General features: G+C 69.6%; 17 protein-coding genes. 9 read left to right on the top strand and 8 right to left on the bottom strand.

The window, feature by feature from the left end; genetic code table 11:
- Positions 1-144 precede the first annotated feature (144 nt).
- Complete coding sequence (locus KCG34_RS18490) at positions 145-822, bottom strand: c-type cytochrome (RefSeq protein WP_211937092.1); 678 nt, start codon at positions 820-822, stop codon at positions 145-147.
- A gap of 154 nt (positions 823-976) precedes the next feature.
- Between KCG34_RS18490 and KCG34_RS18485 the strand changes: the two genes are divergently transcribed.
- The 6 genes from KCG34_RS18485 to KCG34_RS18460 all read left to right on the top strand — a co-directional run bounded on the left by KCG34_RS18485 (position 977) and on the right by KCG34_RS18460 (position 6,425).
- Positions 977-1,714 (top strand): 3-deoxy-manno-octulosonate cytidylyltransferase, encoded by a 738-nt coding sequence (locus KCG34_RS18485; RefSeq protein WP_211937091.1) that lies wholly within the window; start codon positions 977-979, stop codon positions 1,712-1,714.
- Positions 1,711-2,565 carry a prephenate dehydratase gene (locus KCG34_RS18480; RefSeq protein ID WP_211937090.1) on the top strand — a complete coding sequence of 285 codons (855 nt, stop codon included), beginning with the start codon at positions 1,711-1,713 and terminating at the stop codon, positions 2,563-2,565. Before KCG34_RS18485 ends, KCG34_RS18480 begins: the two co-directional genes overlap by 4 nt.
- 69 nt (positions 2,566-2,634) lie before the next feature.
- A complete protein-coding gene (gene leuC, locus KCG34_RS18475; protein WP_211937089.1) occupies positions 2,635-4,044 on the top strand; it encodes a 3-isopropylmalate dehydratase large subunit in 1,410 nt (469 codons plus the stop codon).
- 9 nt (positions 4,045-4,053) lie between these two features.
- Positions 4,054-4,998, top strand: coding sequence for a signal recognition particle-docking protein FtsY (gene ftsY, locus KCG34_RS18470; RefSeq protein ID WP_211937088.1), 945 nt, complete (start codon positions 4,054-4,056; stop codon positions 4,996-4,998).
- Positions 4,998-5,645 carry an inner membrane-spanning protein YciB gene (locus tag KCG34_RS18465; protein ID WP_211937087.1) on the top strand — a complete coding sequence of 216 codons (648 nt, stop codon included), beginning with the start codon at positions 4,998-5,000 and terminating at the stop codon, positions 5,643-5,645. The genes ftsY and KCG34_RS18465 overlap by 1 nt, the downstream gene beginning before the upstream one ends.
- A 96-nt stretch (positions 5,646-5,741) precedes the next feature.
- Complete coding sequence (locus KCG34_RS18460) at positions 5,742-6,425, top strand: MarR family winged helix-turn-helix transcriptional regulator (protein WP_211937086.1); 684 nt, start codon at positions 5,742-5,744, stop codon at positions 6,423-6,425.
- A 7-nt stretch (positions 6,426-6,432) separates the two neighbouring features.
- Here KCG34_RS18460 and KCG34_RS18455 read toward each other — a convergent pair whose 3' ends face one another.
- From KCG34_RS18455 to ccmA, 6 genes are all read right to left on the bottom strand, one after another.
- Positions 6,433-6,705 (bottom strand): hypothetical protein, encoded by a 273-nt coding sequence (locus KCG34_RS18455; RefSeq protein WP_211937085.1) that lies wholly within the window; start codon positions 6,703-6,705, stop codon positions 6,433-6,435.
- A 66-nt stretch (positions 6,706-6,771) separates the two neighbouring features.
- Complete coding sequence (locus tag KCG34_RS18450; protein ID WP_211937084.1) at positions 6,772-7,293, bottom strand: redoxin family protein; 522 nt, start codon at positions 7,291-7,293, stop codon at positions 6,772-6,774.
- Complete coding sequence (gene ccmD, locus KCG34_RS18445) at positions 7,290-7,442, bottom strand: heme exporter protein CcmD (protein WP_211937083.1); 153 nt, start codon at positions 7,440-7,442, stop codon at positions 7,290-7,292. Before ccmD ends, KCG34_RS18450 begins: the two co-directional genes overlap by 4 nt.
- 2 nt (positions 7,443-7,444) lie before the next feature.
- Positions 7,445-8,161 carry a heme ABC transporter permease gene (locus KCG34_RS18440; protein WP_211937082.1) on the bottom strand — a complete coding sequence of 239 codons (717 nt, stop codon included), beginning with the start codon at positions 8,159-8,161 and terminating at the stop codon, positions 7,445-7,447.
- A gap of 93 nt (positions 8,162-8,254) precedes the next feature.
- Positions 8,255-8,920: a heme exporter protein CcmB gene (ccmB, locus tag KCG34_RS18435; protein WP_211937081.1), complete on the bottom strand. Its 666-nt coding sequence runs from the start codon at positions 8,918-8,920 to the stop codon at positions 8,255-8,257.
- Positions 8,917-9,531 carry a heme ABC exporter ATP-binding protein CcmA gene (ccmA, locus tag KCG34_RS18430; RefSeq protein ID WP_211937080.1) on the bottom strand — a complete coding sequence of 205 codons (615 nt, stop codon included), beginning with the start codon at positions 9,529-9,531 and terminating at the stop codon, positions 8,917-8,919. The genes ccmB and ccmA overlap by 4 nt, the downstream gene beginning before the upstream one ends.
- Before the next feature lie 200 nt (positions 9,532-9,731).
- Between ccmA and acnA the strand changes: the two genes are divergently transcribed.
- The 3 genes from acnA (at position 9,732) to KCG34_RS18415 (ending at position 14,014) form a co-directional block, all read left to right on the top strand.
- Positions 9,732-12,422 (top strand): aconitate hydratase AcnA, encoded by a 2,691-nt coding sequence (acnA, locus tag KCG34_RS18425; protein ID WP_211937079.1) that lies wholly within the window; start codon positions 9,732-9,734, stop codon positions 12,420-12,422.
- Positions 12,423-12,510: 88 nt separating this feature from the next.
- Positions 12,511-13,215, top strand: coding sequence for a DUF1223 domain-containing protein (locus KCG34_RS18420; RefSeq protein WP_249138074.1), 705 nt, complete (start codon positions 12,511-12,513; stop codon positions 13,213-13,215).
- A 178-nt stretch (positions 13,216-13,393) separates the two neighbouring features.
- Positions 13,394-14,014, top strand: a complete 621-nt coding sequence (locus KCG34_RS18415; RefSeq protein WP_211937078.1) for a carbonic anhydrase — start codon at positions 13,394-13,396, stop codon at positions 14,012-14,014.
- Positions 14,015-14,017: 3 nt separating this feature from the next.
- Here KCG34_RS18415 and pbpC read toward each other — a convergent pair whose 3' ends face one another.
- On the bottom strand, positions 14,018-16,054 hold the full coding sequence (gene pbpC / locus KCG34_RS18410) for a penicillin-binding protein 1C (RefSeq protein WP_211937077.1): 2,037 nt from the start codon (positions 16,052-16,054) through the stop codon (positions 14,018-14,020).
- Positions 16,055-16,202: the final 148 nt, after the last annotated feature.

The raw sequence follows: 16,202 nt of genomic DNA, 5'->3' as shown, positions 1-16,202 counted from the left end.
CTGCCTATCGGAAAGACCGGTGCGACCCCTCATCCTCCCACGGCTTCGCCGCGGGCCCCTCCTTCTCCCGCAAGGGGAGAAGGGAAAAGCAAAAAGCCCGGCTCCTTCGAACCGGGCTTTGCGAATATCTGACGAGCGAACCGCCTACTTCGCGGCGGCGGCCTTTTCGGCCGGAGCGCCCTTTTCCGGGGCCGCCGAGGCTGCAGCCGAAGCCGCCGCCGGGGCGCCGCTGGCCGGTGCGCCAGACGCTGCGGCCGGAGCAGCAGCGGCTGCGGGGTTCGGCGCCGGGATCGGCAGGTTCGAGCCCAGGGTGTGAAGATAGGCGATGATGTTGATGCGGTCCTGGCGCTGCTTTAGGCCGACGAAGGTCATCTTGGTGCCGTCGATGTACTTGCCCGGCGCGGTGATGAAGTCGTTGATATGGACATAGTCCCAGGTCGGCTGCTTGGCGCCGAAGGCCTTCATGCCATCGCTATAGGCGAAGCCCGGATGGCTGCCCGGCTGCCGGCCCAGGACGCCCCAGAGGTTCGGGCCGGTCTGGTTCGGGCCACCTTGGTCGAGGTTGTGGCAGGACTGGCACTTGGCTGCCACGGCCTTGCCTGCCGCCACGTCGGCCTTGGGCAGTTCGGTCCCCCAGTCGATCGGCTGCTCCACGGCCGCGCCGCCGCCGGCGCTCTCTTCCTGCACCGCAATCGCATAGCCTTCCTTGGCCGGGGCCTTGTATTCGAACAGGATCTTGGTCCCGACCCCGAGGCCGATGATCACCAGTCCGGTCGCGAGCAACGCGCCCGCAATCTTGTTGAAGCCAAGCGAATCGCTCATCCCGCCGTCAGCCCTCTAAGCCGGCGCCCGTTCCTTCGAAAGGAATCCCCGCGCCCCATTCTTGCGCTCGCGTCTCTGACACGCTACCGGCCCTTGCGCAACCGGCCAATTGCCTTGGCCGCCCGGATCAGGCGGCCTCGGCCGCAAGGAACCCATGAACCCGATCATCCTGATTCCGACCCGCATGGCCGCGACACGCCTGCCGGGCAAGCCGCTCGCGGATATCGGCGGCATACCGATGATCCTGCGCGCTTTCGGCCAGGCCAATGCGGCCGGCGTGGCCCCGGTGGCGGTGGCGGCGGGTGACCAGGAGATCGTCGATGTGGTCGAGGCCGCCGGCGGCCGCGCGGTGCTGACGGACCCGGCCCTGCCCTCCGGTTCCGACCGCATCCTGGCCGCCCTGGCCGTGCTGGACCCGCAAGGGCGGCACGACGCCATCATCAACCTGCAGGGCGACATGCCCTTCGTCGAGCCGACGGTGATCGAGGCCTGCGTCAAGCTGATAGCGGACCAGCCCGGCTGTGACATCGCCACGGTGGTGGCCCCGGAAAGCTCGCCGGCCGACCGCACAAATCCGGACGTGGTCAAGGCGGTGCTGGCGCTGCAAGCCGGCGCCAGCGCCGGCCGCGCCCTCTATTTCACCCGCTCCACCCTCTATGGCGACGGCCCCGTCTGGCGCCACATCGGCATCTATGGCTACCGCCGCGAGGCCCTTGAGCGCTTCAACGCCGCCCCGCCGTCCCCCCTGGAGCAGCGTGAGAAGCTGGAACAGCTCCGGGCCATGGAGATGGGCCTTTCCATCTGGGCGACCATAGCCGACACCGCGCCGATCTCGGTCGACAACCCGGCCGATCTCGCCGCCGCCCGCGCCTACGCAGAGACCCTGTCATGACCACCCGTTTGCAGATCGCCTTTCAGGGCGAGCCCGGCGCCAACAGCCACGAGGCCTGCCGGACGCACTTCCCGCAACTCGAGCCGCTGCCCTGCGCCACCTTCGAAGACGCCTTCGAGGCCATCAAGTCGGGCGAGGCGGCGCTGGGCATGATCCCGGTCGAGAACTCCATCGCCGGCCGGGTCGCCGATGTGCACCACCTCTTGCCCAATTCCGGCCTGAAGATCATCGGCGAGCGGTTCAAGCCGATCCGCTTCCAGCTGATGGCCAACAGGGGCGTGGCGCTCGACCAGGTCAAGACCGTGGCCTCCATGCCGATCGCGCTGGGTCAATGCCGCAAGACCATCCGCAAGCTGGGGCTGAAGACCGAGAGCGCGGGCGACACCGCCGGCGCGGCCAAGGCCCTGTCCGAGCATCCCGATCCCACCCGCGCGGCCATCGCCCCGGCGCTCGCGGCGGAACTCTATGGCCTCGACATCCTCTTGAAGGACATCGAGGACGAGCACCACAACACCACCCGCTTCCTGGTCATGACCGCCGAGCGCGATCCGCCGCGGCCGCCGGCCGGCGTGCTTTGCGTGACGAGCTTCGTGTTCCGGGTGCGCAACCTGCCGGCTGCGCTCTACAAGGCCCTGGGCGGCTTCGCCACCAACGGCGTCAACATGACCAAGCTCGAGAGCTACATGGAGAACGGCGCCTTCACCGCCACCTTCTTCTACGCCGAGGTCGACGGGCGGCCCGAGGACCTGCCGGTGTCGCGGGCGTTCGAGGAGCTGGGCTTCTTCTCCGAGCGGTTCGAGATCCTGGGCGTCTATCCGGCCGACCCGTTCCGCGAGACGGCGGGGACCTGAGGCCGCAGAGGGCTTTCCGGGCCATCGCGCTCTGGACTTACCCCACCCCCCGGCCCTACATGCCCCGCCATGAGCGGCAAGACCCTGTACGACAAGATCTGGGATGCGCATCGCGTGGCGGAGGACGCCAGCGGCGAGACCATCCTCTATATCGACCTGCACCTGATCCACGAGGTGACCTCGCCCCAGGCCTTCTCGGCCCTGCGCGTGAGCCATCGCCCCGTGCGGCGGCCGGACCTTACGCTCGCCGTCGCCGACCACAACGTGCCGACCGAAGGCCAGGCCAAGGGCGTCGACGCCGTGGCCGACGACGAGGCGCGGGTGCAGCTGCAGACCCTGGCGCGCAACGTCAAGGACGCCGGCATCGAGTTCTTCCCGATGGGCGACGGGCGCAACGGCATCGTGCACGTGGTCGGGCCCGAGCAGGGCCGCACCCAGCCGGGCATGACCATCGTCTGCGGCGATAGCCACACCTCGACCCACGGCGCCTTCGGAGCCCTGGCCCACGGCATCGGCACCTCGGAAGTCGAGCACGTCTTCGCCACCCAGACCCTGCGCCAGCGCAAGTCGAAGAACATGCGGGTCTGGTTCGACGGCCAGCCGGCGCCCGGCGTCGGGGCCAAGGACTACGCCCTGGCCATGATCGGCCTGATCGGGACCAGCGGCGGTACGGGCTATGTCATCGAATACGCCGGCGAGGCCATCGAGGCCCTGTCGATGGAAGAGCGGATGACGCTCTGCAACCTGACCATCGAGGGCGGGGCCCGCGCCGGCCTGATCGCCCCGGACGAAACCACCTACGCCTATCTGAGGGGGCGCCCCGCCGCCCCGAAGGGCGGCGCCTGGGAACTCGCCCTGGCCGCCTGGAAGACCTTCTTCTCCGACGCGGACGCGAAGTTCGACCGCGAGGAGCGGATCGACGTGGCGGCGCTGAAGCCCATGGTCACCTGGGGCACCAGCCCCGAGGACGTGCTGCCGGTCGACGGGACCGTGCCCAGCCCGGACGACTATCAGGGCGAGAAGGCCGAGCAGGTGCGCCGCGCCCTCGACTATATGGGTCTGGCGCCGGGACAGCCGATCGCCGAGGCGAGGATCGACCGTGTGTTCATCGGCAGCTGCACCAACAGCCGGATCGAGGACCTGCGCGCCGCCGCCGCGGTGGCGAAAGGCCGGACCGTAGCCAGCCACGTGACGGCCATGGTGGTGCCGGGCTCGGGCCTGGTGAAGGAACAGGCCGAGGCCGAGGGGCTGGACGAGATCTTCCGGGCCGCCGGCTTCGACTGGCGCGAGCCGGGCTGTTCCATGTGCCTGGCCATGAACCCGGACAAGCTGATGCCCGGCGAGCGCTGCGCCTCGACCTCGAACCGCAATTTCGAGGGCCGACAGGGCCGCGGCGGGCGCACCCACCTGATGAGCCCGGCCATGGCCGCCGCCGCCGCCATCGCCGGCCGCATCGCCGACGTGCGCGAGCTGGGTTGATCCTCGCCCATGTCTGACGCCCCCAAGAAGCCCGGCTGGTTCAAGCGCCTGACCGAGGGCCTGTCGCGCTCCTCGCGGCAGATGACCGAGCAGGTGGTGACGGTCTTCGCCAAGAAGCCGCTCGACCAGGCCATGCTGGACGAGCTGGAGGAGATGCTGATCGAGGCGGACCTTGGCCCCAAGGCCGCCGCCCGCATCACCGAGGCCTTCGGCAAGGCCCGCTTCGGCCGCGAAGCCAGCGAGCAGGAGATCAAGGAGAGCCTGGCCGAGGCCATCGGCGACGAACTGGCCCAGCGTCAGGGCGAATTCGACCCCCTGTCCGGCGCCCGGCCCTATGTGGTGCTGTTCGTGGGCGTCAACGGCTCGGGCAAGACCACAACCCTCGGCAAGATCGCCACCGACCTGACCCGCCGCGGGGCCAAGGTGCTGGTGGTGGCCGGCGACACCTTCCGCGCCGCCGCGGTCGAGCAGCTGAAGGTCTGGGCCGAGCGGGCGGGCGCCAGCTTCATGTCGCGCGCCACCGGCGCCGACGCGGCGGGCCTGGCCTTCGACGCGGTGCAGATGGCCCGGGACGAGGCCTATGACGTGGTGCTGATCGACACCGCCGGCCGGCTGCAGAACAAGACCGCCCTGATGGACGAGCTTTTGAAGATCGTGCGGGTGCTGAAAAAGTTCGATCCGGACGCGCCGCACGAGACGCTGCTGGTGCTGGACGCCACGGTCGGCCGCAACGCCCTGGCGCAGGAGAACGTGTTCGGCAATACCGCCGGCGTCACCGGCATCGTCATGACCAAGCTGGACGGCACCGCTCGCGGCGGGGTGCTGGTGCCGGTGGCCCAGGCCAGCGACGCGCCGATCAAGCTGATCGGGGTCGGCGAGGGGGTGGACGACCTGCAGCCCTTCGACGCCCGCGCCTTTTCTCGCTCGCTGGTCGGCCTGGACGACGTAGCCTGATGGCGATCAATCCCAAGACTCACCCTTACGTCCGCGCCCTGGTCGACTACGGCGGCCTGGCGGCGTTCCTCGCGGCCTATTTCTTCAAATTGCGGCTGGTCCCCGGCGGCGCGCTCGGCTGGAGCCTGGCCATCGGCGGCCACGTCAAGCCGGACCTGGTTGCCGCCACCTGGTGGCTGGTGGGCGGCTCGGCGATCAGCCTGCTGGTCGGCCTGGTGGCCGAGCGGCGCATCGCTCCAATGCCGCTGATCGCCGGCGGCTTCGCCCTGGTGTTCGGCGGCCTGACCCTCCTGTTCCACGACCCCCGCTTCATCAAGATCAAGCCCACCGCCACCAACCTGGTGTTCGCCGCCGCCCTGTTCGGCGGCCAGATGCTGGGCCGCAATCCGCTGAAATGGATGCTGGGCGAGGCCATCGCCCTACCCGACGAGGCCTGGCGGACCCTGACCCTGCGCTACGCCCTGTTCTTCCTGTCCATGGCGGCCCTGAACGAGATCATCTGGCGCACCCAGCCGGATGCGGTGTGGGTGGTGTTCCGCATGCCTGGCCTGTGGGTCCTGGCGGTGCTGTTCTCCCTGACCCAGACCCCGCTGATGATGAAGCATCTGCACACGCACCAACCTCCGCCGCCCCCGTCCGAGTCCTGACGGGCCTCTTTCATTGCCCGTGCACGGAAGATTGTGTCGTCAAACCGACGCACACGGCTGATAAAAGGCCGCCAAACCACCACGGGGACCTGAGCGATGGCTAAGGCTAAGGCCAAGGGGGACGGCAAGAAGGGCTCCAGGAAGCTCGACGGCAGCAAGGCGCTGGAGCGGTCGCCCAGTCATCTGCTGCACCGGGCGCTGCAGGTGGCCCTGGACATCTACGCCGAGGAGATCGGCCCCGACGCCGTGACCCAACGGCAATATGCGGTGCTGGCGGCGGTGGCGGCGCACGAGGGCCTGACCCAGACCGACCTGGTGCGGACTACCGGCATCGACCGCTCCACCCTGGCCGACCTGGTTGCCCGGATGATCGGCAAGAGCCTTTTGGCTCGCCAGCGCTCGGCCACCGACGCCCGCGCCAACACCGTGCGCCTGACTGACCAGGGCCGCGCCGCCCTGGACCTGGCTTCGCCCCGGGTGGCCGCCGCCGACGAGCGGATCCTCAAGCTCCTGCCCTCGCGCAAGCGCGACGCCTTCCTCGACGTGCTCAAGGAGATGAGCCACGCCGCCGAGCAGCTGCACGACGAGCCGGAAGCTGCGCCCAAGGGCAAGAAGAAGGACAAACCGGGCAAGGCGGAAAAGGCGGCCAAGGCCAAGGCGGAAAAGCCCGTCAAGCCGGCCAAGGCCGAGAAGCCGCCCAAGGCGGAGAAGCCGGAAAAGGCCGACAAGGCCAAGAAGCCGAAAAAGGCCGCCGCTCTCGAGACCGCCGGCGCGGCCTGAGCCGCTCTTAAACCTTGATGTCGAGCAGGGAGCCCGGCCGCAGGATGCGGGTCGGCTGTTCCTGAGGCTGTTGCACGGTCTCGGCGCGTAGGCGGGTGACGCCGGGCTGAGGCGGCGGAGCCTGGACCTTCTGCGCCACCACCGGCGCGCTGGTCGCCGAGGTCTTGTTCAGCGCCGCGTCGAAGAAGGCCCGCTGGGCCGCCGCACGCGCGCCGCCGGCCTGGCCGGTGCGGGCCGGCAGCTGGGGCGTGACGCCTGGGCGGGGCGGTTGAACGGCCAAGACTCGCTTTCCAAACTGCGGCTGCGGGCGATCCCGCAACACTTAACAGACATGGTTAGCGAGAGGTTAACGCTTGCCGCCGCTACGCTCAAGCAGTTGCTCGGCGCTGTCGGCGGTCAGGGGCTCGGCCACCTTGGCCAAAATCTTGCCGTCGGCCCCGATCAAATAGGTCTCGGGAACCCCGGAAACCCCGAAATCCACGCCGGTTCTGCCGTCCCGGTCGACCAGGGTCAGGGCGTAGGGATCGCCATGCTGCGCCAAATGGGCGCGGGTCTTTTGCGGGTCGTCCTTCCAGGCCACGCCGACGATGCGCACCCCTTCGGCCTTGAGCGCCATCAGGGTCGGCTCTTCCTGGATGCAGGGCGCGCACCAGGAGGCGTAGAAGTTCACCAGCGTCGCGGGTTGCACCACGCTGGAGAGCCGCACCGGCGCGCCGCCGGACAGCGGCGGCAGCACCGCGTCGGGCATGGCCTGACCGACCCGGGCGTTGGGGATATAGCGCGGGTCGTGGCGCAGGCCGTAGGCGGCGAACAGGCCACCGAGGACCAGAAGGGCGGCCAGGGGCAGGAAGGCGATCCAGCGCTTCATCGGGCCTCCTCCTCGCGCTTCTCGACTTCGCGCTTCCAACGGCGGGCGCCGATCAGGCTGTCGAGGATCAGGCCTGCGAACACCAGCGCCGTCAGCCCGTAGGCCGACCAGACGAAGAGGGCGTACTTCCCGGCATTGAAATCCAGCATGGTCAGCCTGCGGCCCGAAGCGCGAGAACGTTGGCCCGCCGGCGCCAGACCTCGGCGCGGATGCGCACCAGCCACAGAGCGCCGAAGGCGGCGGTATAGGCCAGCGCCAGGGTCAGCAGCGGGATCAGATAGACCGGCGGCATGGTCGGCCCGCCGGCGCGGAACACGGACGATCCCTGGTGCAGGGTGTTCCACCAACTCACCGAGTAGTGGACGATCGGCAGGTTGATCAGCCCCACCAGGGCCAGGATGGCGCAGGCCCGGGCCGACTTGGCCTCGTCGTCGATCGCCGCCTGCAGGGCCATGTAGCCGAGGTAGAACAGGAACAGCACCAGCACAGAAGTCATCCGCGCGTCCCACTCCCACCATGTGCCCCACATCGGCCGGCCCCACAGCGAACCGGTGGCCAGGGCCAGGAGGGTGAAGGCGGCGCCCAGGGGCGCGGCCGCGCGGGCGGCGGCGTCGGCCAGGGCGACGCGGAACACCAGGCCCAGGAAGCTTGCGATCCCTAAGCAGGCATAGACGAACAGGCTGAGCCAGGCCGCCGGCACGTGTATGAACATCAGATGCACGGTGTAGCCCTGCTGGTAGTCCGGCGGAGCGGCGAAGTCGAACCACAGTCCGACCGCGATCCCCAACGCCGCCAACACGCCCAGGAGCGGCGCCGCCCAGGCCGAGAAGGCCATGAATCGCTGAGGGTTGGTCAGGAAGGCGATCATTGCGGCGGTTCTAAAGCCTCCGATGGACGGGCGAAAGCGGGCTTGGGCGCGCAGGCGCCGCGCGCCGTTGATCTGGCGCAATCGGGGAAAAGTTCATGACAGGGCGTTGCGGCACGCCGCGGCCATGGCGAAGGGGCCGAGGCCGACGAAGGCCAAGCTGTAGGCGACGAGGAACAACAGGGCGTTGACCCACGGCAGGCCCGCCGCATAGGCCTCGATCGCCCCGGCGCCGAAGATCACCGGCGGGGCGAACAGGGGCAGGACGATGACGGCGATCAGGACCCCGCCGCGCCGGCTGCCCAGGCTCAGCGCCGCGCCGACCCCACCGCAGAAGGAAAAGCCGAGCCCGCCGGCCAGGGCGGCGATCAGGGTCACCGGCGCCAGCCTCAGGGGCGCGCCGAGGGCGGTGGCGACCACGGGCGCCAGGAGGGCCAGGGGCGCGCCGGTGGTGATCCACTGCGCCAGGCACTTGGCGAAAGAGGCCGCCTCCAGCGGGGCGGGGCCGAGCGAGAGCAGGTCCAGGGCCCCGTCCTCGTAGTCGCGCTCGAACAGGCGCTCGAGACTGAGCAGGGACGAAACCGCCAGGGCCAGCCAGGCCGAGCCCGGCGCCACCGCCGCCAGCCGCGCCGGCTCCGGTCCGGCCGCCAGCGGCAGCATGGTCGCCATGCAGAGATAGAAGGCGAGCGCCAGCATCGGCCCGCCGCCGCGGCCCCAGCTCAGCGCCAACTCCCGCCGGATCAGGACGCCCAGCCCGCTCATGCGCCGATCTCCGCCCCGCGCGCCGAGATCGGCAGCGGGTCGTGGACGGCGGCGAGGATCAGGCCGCCGCTCGCCAGGTGCTCGCGCATGATTTCGCCGACGCTCGTCCGCCGGTCAGCGTCCAGGGGCGCCAGGGGCTCGTCGAGCAGCCACAGCCTGCGCGGGCTGGCCAGCAGCCGCGCCAGGGCCACCCTGCGCCGCTGGCCGGCGGAGAGCTTGCGCACCTCCAGGTCCTTCAGCCGATTGAGCTCCAGCCGCTCGCAGGCGGCCTCGGCGGAGGCCAGGCTTCCGCCGGTCCAGCGCGCCTGGAATACGAGCTCGTCCCAGGCCGTGCGCCCGGTCTTCAGGCCGTCCTGGTGGCCGAGATAGTGCAGATCGCGGCTGCGCGCCTCTTCGGAGTCGAGAGCGCCGTGCGGACAAGAGAACGCGATCGACCCGGCCTGGGGGCGGATCAGCCCGGCGATGGCGCGCAACAGGCTGGTCTTGCCGGCCCCGTTACGCCCGGTCAGCGCCACGGCTTCGCCCGCGGCGAGATTGAGGCCGAACCCCTCGAACAACAGCCGGTCGCCGCGGGTCAGGGCGAGGTCGGTGACGGAGACGGCGGTGATCACACCCTTGTCCCCCTGCGGGAGAAGGGGGGAAGGGATTTCGGCCGCCCCGCATGGACGGCGCGGTAGCTGGACGCTATGAAGCCCACGGCCGTGCGGGCACAACGCCGCGCAGGGACGGACGCTGTGTGTCCGCCTCGTCTGGCGCGCGACCCCGTGACCGGTTTTCGGACGGCCCTGAACAGAGAGAAAGGTCCCCTTCCATGCCGTCGAATGACAGCCTGAACACCCGCCGCGACCTTGTGGTCGGCGACAAGACCTATGCTTATTACAGCCTTGCCGCCGCTGAGGAAGCCGGCTTGGCCGGCGTTTCGCGCCTTCCGGTCTCCATGAAGGTGCTGCTCGAGAACCTGCTGCGCAACGAAGACGGCCGCTCGGTCACCGCCGAAGACCTGAAGGCGGTCGCCGCCTGGCTCGACAACAAGGGCGCCAAGGAACACGAGATCAGCTTCCGCCCTGCCCGCGTCCTGATGCAGGACTTCACCGGCGTGCCGGCGGTGGTGGACCTCGCGGCCATGCGCGACGCCATGACCGCCCTGGGCGGCGACGCCGAGAAGATCAACCCGCTGAACCCGGTCGACCTTGTCATCGACCACTCGGTGATGGTCGACAATTTCGGCACGGCCAAGAGCTTCACCCAGAACGTCGAGCGCGAATACGAGCGCAACCTGGAGCGCTACCGCTTCCTGCGCTGGGGCTCCTCGGCCTTCAACAACTTCCGCGTGGTGCCTCCGGGCACCGGCATCTGCCACCAGGTGAACCTGGAATACCTGGCCCAGACCGTCTGGACCCTGGCCGAGGGCGACACCACCGTCGCCTATCCTGACACTGTGGTCGGCACCGACAGCCACACCACCATGATCAACGGCCTCTCGGTCCTGGGCTGGGGCGTCGGCGGCATCGAGGCGGAAGCCGCCATGTTGGGCCAGCCGATCCCGATGCTGATCCCCGAGGTGATCGGCTTCAAGCTGACCGGCAAGCTGCCCGAAGGCGCCACGGCCACCGACCTGGTGCTGACCGTGACCCAGATGCTGCGCAAGAAGGGCGTCGTGGGCAAGTTCGTCGAATATTTCGGCGAGGGCCTGTCGCACCTCACCCTGGAAGACCAGGCCACCATCGCCAACATGGCCCCGGAATATGGCGCCACCTGCGGCTTTTTCCCGGTGTCCAAGGCGACCATCGACTATCTGGCCGCCACCGGCCGCGCGCCTGAGCGCGTCGCCCTGGTCGAGGCCTACGCCAAGGCGCAGGGCCTGTGGCACGAGGAAGGCGCGGCCGACCCGGTGTTCACCGACACCCTGGAGCTCGACCTCGGCTCGGTGCTGCCGTCCCTGGCCGGGCCGAAGCGGCCGCAGGACCGGGTGCTGCTGTCCGATGCAGCGGCCAAGTTCAACGAAGCCCTGGCCGGCGAGTTCGGCCGCCCGGCCGACGCTCCCCGCACCGCGGTGCAGGGCGAGAGCTTCGACGTGGGCGACGGCGACGTGGTCATCGCCGCCATCACCTCCTGCACCAACACCTCCAACCCCTCGGTCCTGATCGCCGCGGGCCTGGTGGCCAAGAAGGCGGTGGAGAAGGGCCTGAAGGTCAAGCCCTGGGTCAAGACCTCGCTGGCACCCGGATCGCAGGTGGTCACCGACTACCTGGCCAAGGCCGGCGTCACCAAGTCGCTCGATGCTCTGGGCTTCAACCTGGTGGGCTATGGCTGCACCACCTGCATCGGCAATTCCGGCCCGCTTCCGCCGGCGATCTCCGACGCGGTGCAGGCTGCAGACCTGGTGGCGGTCAGCGTGCTGTCCGGCAACCGCAACTTCGAAGGCCGCGTGAACCCCGACGTGCGCGCCAACTACCTGGCCTCGCCGCCGCTGGTGGTGGCCTATGCGCTGGCCGGCAGCATGAAGATCGACCTGACCACCGAGCCCCTGGGCGTCGACAAGAAGGGCGAGCCGGTGTTCCTGAAGGACATCTGGCCGACCTCGGAGGAAGTCGCGGCCCTGCAGCGCAAGGCGGTGACCAACGAGATGTTCGCCAAGCGCTATGGCGACGTGTTCAAGGGCGACAAGCACTGGCAGGGCATCAAGGTCGCCGGTGGCCAGACCTATGGCTGGGACATGGGCTCGACCTATGTGCAGAACCCGCCCTACTTCCAGGACCTGACCATGGAGCCCAAGCCGGTGACCGATGTGGTCGAGGCGCGGGTGCTGGCCATCTTCGGCGACTCGATCACCACCGACCACATCTCGCCGGCCGGTTCGATCAAGGCCACCTCGCCCGCCGGCAGCTACCTGTCGGACCACCAGGTCCCGCAAATCGACTACAACAGCTACGGCGCCCGCCGCGGCAACCACGAAGTGATGATGCGCGGCACCTTCGCCAACATCCGCATCAAGAACCGCGTGACCCCGGAGATCGAAGGCGGGGTGACCAAGCACTTCCCGTCCGGCGAGGTGATGGCCATCTACGACGCGGCCATGCGCTACCAGTCGGAAGGCCACCCGCTGGTGGTGTTCGCCGGCAAGGAATATGGCACCGGCTCGTCGCGTGACTGGGCGGCCAAGGGCACCAAGCTTCTAGGCGTCCGCGCGGTGATCGCCGAGAGCTTCGAGCGCATCCACCGCTCGAACCTGGTGGGCATGGGCGTCCTGCCGCTGCAGTTTAAGGTCGACGGCTGGCAGAAGCTGAACCTGACCGGGGAGGAGATCGTCTCCATCCGCGGCCTGAGCGACCTCAGCCCCCGCCGCACCCTGACCGTCGAGCTCTACCGCGCCTCGGACGGCCGCATCGCCCGCTTCCCGGTGATCTGCCGCATCGATACGCCTACCGAGCTGGACTATTTCCGCCAGGGCGGCGTGCTCAACTACGTGCTGCGCAACCTGGCCCGCGGCGACGCGGCGTAGGCCACGTCCTATGTCTTCGAGAGCCCTTCCCCGTCCGGGGAAGGGCTTTTTCACGGCCTCGTGAGGCGCATCGGGCGAAAACTCGGCTATGTCCGGCGCAATGCGAACGGCGACGGTTGCGATTCTGGCTCTGATCTCGGCGGCCCTGGCCGCGCCGGCCTCGGCGCGACCGCCGGTCGTGGTTGAGTTGTTCACCGCCCAGGGCTGCCAGTCCTGCGTCAAATCCGGCGATGTTGTGGCTGGCCTGGCGCAGAAGCCGGGGGTGCTGCCCCTGACCTTCGCCGTCGACTACTGGGACTATCTCGGCTGGGCCGACACCTTCGCCAAGCCGGAATTCTCCGACCGCCAGCGCGACTACATGAAGAAGCTGGCCCTTCGCGAGGTCTACACTCCGCAACTGGTTGTGGATGGCGAAGCCGAGACCGCGGCGGTCTCGGTCGACAAGGTCATGCCCCTGGTCAAGCAGGCCGCCCGCACCCACGCCAAACCGCCTCAGATCGTTTTCGCCAAGGGCAAGGTCCAGATCGGCACCGCGCGGCGGATCAAGGGCGGGGCTGAGGTCTGGCTGGTGCGCTACGACCCCAAGGACCAGCCGGTGATGGTCAAGAGCGGCGACAACCGCGGCCAGACCGTGGTCGAGCACAATGTAGTGCGCGAATTGGTGCGACTCGGCGCCTGGAACGGCCGGCCCAAGGCGTTCCAACTTCCTGATCCCACCGCCGACGGGCTGAGCACGGTGGTGATCGTCCAGGGCGTGCACGGCGGCCGCATCCTGGGCGCTGGGCAGCCGTGAAACTTACCTAAGGTCAAGCGGGTTGACAGGCCTTGGGTTATGAACACTAAGGCCTGCAACTCACACCCTTCTCATTCCCGCGAAGGCGGGGACCCAGGTGCAGCCTGCACGGGCAGGTGAATGGATCTGGATCCCCGCCTTCGCGGGGATGAACGCTGAATGTAAGCCCGGAGTCCTCATGCTTGACGACCTGATCAAGAACAACCGCGCCTGGTCTGCCAAAAAGACCGCGGTCGATCCCGACTTCTTCCGCCGCCTGGAGCGGCAGCAGACCCCCGACTATCTGTGGATCGGCTGCTCTGACAGCCGTGTGCCGGCCAACGAAATCGTCGATCTCGATCCCGGCGAGCTGTTCGTGCACCGCAATGTGGCCAACCTGGCCCCGCCACAGGACGCCAACTACCTATCGGTGCTTCAGTTCGCGGTCGAGGTCCTGAAGATCAAGCACATCATGGTCGTCGGCCACTACGGCTGCGGCGGCATAGCCGCGGCGGTGGACGGCAAGCGGCGCGGCCTGGTGGACCATTGGCTGCATCCGATCCGCGAGACCTATTCCGAGCACCGGCACGAACTGGAGGCTCTGCCCGAGGGCCGCGAGCGGCTGGATCGCCTGTGTGAGCTGAACGTGATCCGCCAGGTGCGCAACGTCGCCTCGGACGTGTTCGTGCAGGACGCCTGGGCGCGCGGGCAGGCCCTTTCCGTGCATGCCTGGGTCTATTCTCTGTCCAACGGCCTGGTCACCGACCTCGGCGTCACCGTCAGCGGGCTGCAGGACCTGGAGGCGCTGGTCGAGGGGTAGGGGTCACTCCCCTTTCACCCGCACCCGTGCAGTGACCGCACGACCCTGGTCGTCGACCACCTGCAAGTGGTAGAAGCCGGCCGCAGCGGGCCGCCAGACCACCTGCCCGCTGGCCTGATCCGCCGGCTGCTCGGCGCCGTCCACGTACCAAGTCAGGCGCTGTCCCGCCGCAGCCAGCACCAGGCCGCGGGATTTCGGCCCCAGGCCGTCGGCCTGCACTACCGCTCCGTCCGGCGGAAAGATCAGCCGCGGCCCGTCGCTGGCCTGCTGCAGCTTCTGCAGGGCCAAGGGCGCCTGTTTCGGGGCGATCGGGTGGGCCGCGCCGTCGGGCGCTGACAGCACGTCGGCGGCGTCGAACAAGAGCGGCAGGGCGGCGTCGCGCCCGGTAAGCCCGCCCCGCGCCCCGCCGTCCGCCCGGCCGGTCCAGGCCACCAGAGCGTAGCCGCCGACGACGCCCGCCGCCACCGCATCGCGGAAGCCGTAGGAGGTGCCGGTCTTGTAGGCCATGTGCGCCGCGCCCTGGGTCAGGGCCGAGGGCGCCCGGCCCTTGGGCGTCGGGGTCTCGCGCAGGATGTCGAGGATCTGGCGCGCGGTTTCGGCCCGCACCAGGCGCATGCCCGCCTGCTTTGGCCGCTGGGTTGCTTCGGCCTCGGTGAAGGCCAGGGGCTTGGCCAGGCCGTCGTCGCCCAGGGCGGCGTAGAGCGTGGCCATGTCGCGCAGGGAGATGCCCTCGCCGCCCAGGGCCAGGGACAGGCCGGGATCGGCGAAGCCGGCCTCGGGGCGCACCAGCTTGACTCCCGTCGCCTCCAGCCGGCTCTGGAACGCCTCCGGCCCGATCCGGTCCAGGGTCTCGACCGCGGGGATGTTCAGCGAATAGTTCAGCGCCTCGCGGGCCGTGACCGGGCCGTGGAACGTGCGGTCGAAATTCTCCGGCTGGTAGTCGGCGAAGCGCTTGGGCTGGTCCTGGATCAAGGTGTCGGGGGCGGCCAGGCCATCGTCGAAGGCGAAGGCGTAGATGAACGGTTTCAGCGCCGAGCCCGGCGAGCGCAGGGCCCGGGTCATGTCGATCCAGCCCCCGGGCCGGTCGCGCCCGGCCGAGGCCACGGCGGCGCGCACGGCGCGGGTCCTGATCTCGACCACGATCAGGGCGGCGGTGGCGTCCGGGCCTTGCGCGGCGGCGGTCCTGGCCGCCAGGGCTTCGAGCCGGGTTTGCAGACTGGCGTCGAGGGTCGAGACCACGCTGGCCTGGCCTCTCGGCGCGGCGCGGGCCAACTCGCCCGAGACCTGCCAGGCCAGGGCCGGGAACGGCGTGCGGCCCGGGACTGGCTCGCCGGCCGCTTCTTCCGCCTCGGCCTGGGTCAGGACGTCATGGTGGGCCAGCAGGGCCAGCACCCGCCGGCGGGCGGCGCGGGCGCCCTCGGGGCGGCGGTCGGGCCGGCGAGCCTCGGGCGCCTGGGGCAAGGCGATCAGCAGGGCCTGCTCACCATCGGTCAGGCTCTCCGGGCCATGGCCGAAATAGGCCAGGGACGCGGCCCGCACACCCTCCAGATTGCCGCCATAGGGCGCCAGGGTCAGGTAGAGGGCCAGGATCTGGCGCTTGGAGAACCGCGCCTCGAGCTGGACCGCACGCGCCATCTCCATAAGTTTCCCGACCACGCTGCGCCGGTGGGGGGTCAAAAGCCGCGCCGTCTGCATGGTCAGGGTCGAGGCGCCGGAGCGGACATGGCCGGTCACCGCCGCCGCGCCCACTGCCCGCACCAGCGACACCGGGTCCACGCCTGGATGGGCGTAGAAGCGGGCGTCCTCCACCGCCACCACCCGCTTCAGGAACCGCGGGTCGGTGCGGTCCAGGTCCGCCCGGATGCGCCAACGCCCGCGCTCCACCGGCAAGGCGCGGAGCCAGCCCCCATCATGGTCGAGAACGACGGCTGAGGACCGCTCCGCTCGCGACAGGTCGGGCGGAAAGGCCAGGTCGAGGGCGAGGAGGGTGGTCTCCAGGCTGAGCAGCGCAATGAGGCCGATGACGAGGCGGCGGATCATGACGCCCACTTCCCTTCCCCCCTTGCGGGGAAAGGAGGGGCCCGCCCGCGCAGCGGGTGGGAGGATGAGGGGTCGCACAGCCCCATCCACCCATGTCCGTCCGCGCCGCCCGTCCCGAAAGGCCGGCGCGACCCCTCATCCTCCCACG

Origin of the sequence: Phenylobacterium montanum, from assembly GCF_018135625.1 — a bacterium.
GTDB lineage: Bacteria > Pseudomonadota > Alphaproteobacteria > Caulobacterales > Caulobacteraceae > Poindextera > Poindextera montana.
The sequence above is the reverse complement of the archived record's forward strand: the minus strand, read 5'-3'. Positions and strand labels throughout refer to the sequence as shown.

What these genes read in the sequence shown, in the direction of transcription:
- KCG34_RS18415 (WP_211937078.1), top strand. Translation starts at nt 13,394, where the DNA reads ATGCTTGACGACCTGATCAAGAACAACCGCGCCTGGTCTGCCAAAAAG.
- KCG34_RS18420 (WP_249138074.1), top strand. Translation starts at nt 12,511, where the DNA reads ATGTCCGGCGCAATGCGAACGGCGACGGTTGCGATTCTGGCTCTGATC.
- KCG34_RS18480 (WP_211937090.1), top strand. Translation starts at nt 1,711, where the DNA reads ATGACCACCCGTTTGCAGATCGCCTTTCAGGGCGAGCCCGGCGCCAAC.
- KCG34_RS18460 (WP_211937086.1), top strand. Translation starts at nt 5,742, where the DNA reads ATGGCTAAGGCTAAGGCCAAGGGGGACGGCAAGAAGGGCTCCAGGAAG.
- pbpC (WP_211937077.1), bottom strand. Translation starts at nt 16,054, where the DNA reads ATGATCCGCCGCCTCGTCATCGGCCTCATTGCGCTGCTCAGCCTGGAG.
- KCG34_RS18465 (WP_211937087.1), top strand. Translation starts at nt 4,998, where the DNA reads ATGGCGATCAATCCCAAGACTCACCCTTACGTCCGCGCCCTGGTCGAC.
- leuC (WP_211937089.1), top strand. Translation starts at nt 2,635, where the DNA reads ATGAGCGGCAAGACCCTGTACGACAAGATCTGGGATGCGCATCGCGTG.
- KCG34_RS18485 (WP_211937091.1), top strand. Translation starts at nt 977, where the DNA reads ATGAACCCGATCATCCTGATTCCGACCCGCATGGCCGCGACACGCCTG.
- ftsY (WP_211937088.1), top strand. Translation starts at nt 4,054, where the DNA reads ATGTCTGACGCCCCCAAGAAGCCCGGCTGGTTCAAGCGCCTGACCGAG.
- KCG34_RS18440 (WP_211937082.1), bottom strand. Translation starts at nt 8,161, where the DNA reads ATGATCGCCTTCCTGACCAACCCTCAGCGATTCATGGCCTTCTCGGCC.
- ccmB (WP_211937081.1), bottom strand. Translation starts at nt 8,920, where the DNA reads ATGAGCGGGCTGGGCGTCCTGATCCGGCGGGAGTTGGCGCTGAGCTGG.
- KCG34_RS18490 (WP_211937092.1), bottom strand. Translation starts at nt 822, where the DNA reads ATGAGCGATTCGCTTGGCTTCAACAAGATTGCGGGCGCGTTGCTCGCG.
- ccmD (WP_211937083.1), bottom strand. Translation starts at nt 7,442, where the DNA reads ATGCTGGATTTCAATGCCGGGAAGTACGCCCTCTTCGTCTGGTCGGCC.
- KCG34_RS18450 (WP_211937084.1), bottom strand. Translation starts at nt 7,293, where the DNA reads ATGAAGCGCTGGATCGCCTTCCTGCCCCTGGCCGCCCTTCTGGTCCTC.
- acnA (WP_211937079.1), top strand. Translation starts at nt 9,732, where the DNA reads ATGCCGTCGAATGACAGCCTGAACACCCGCCGCGACCTTGTGGTCGGC.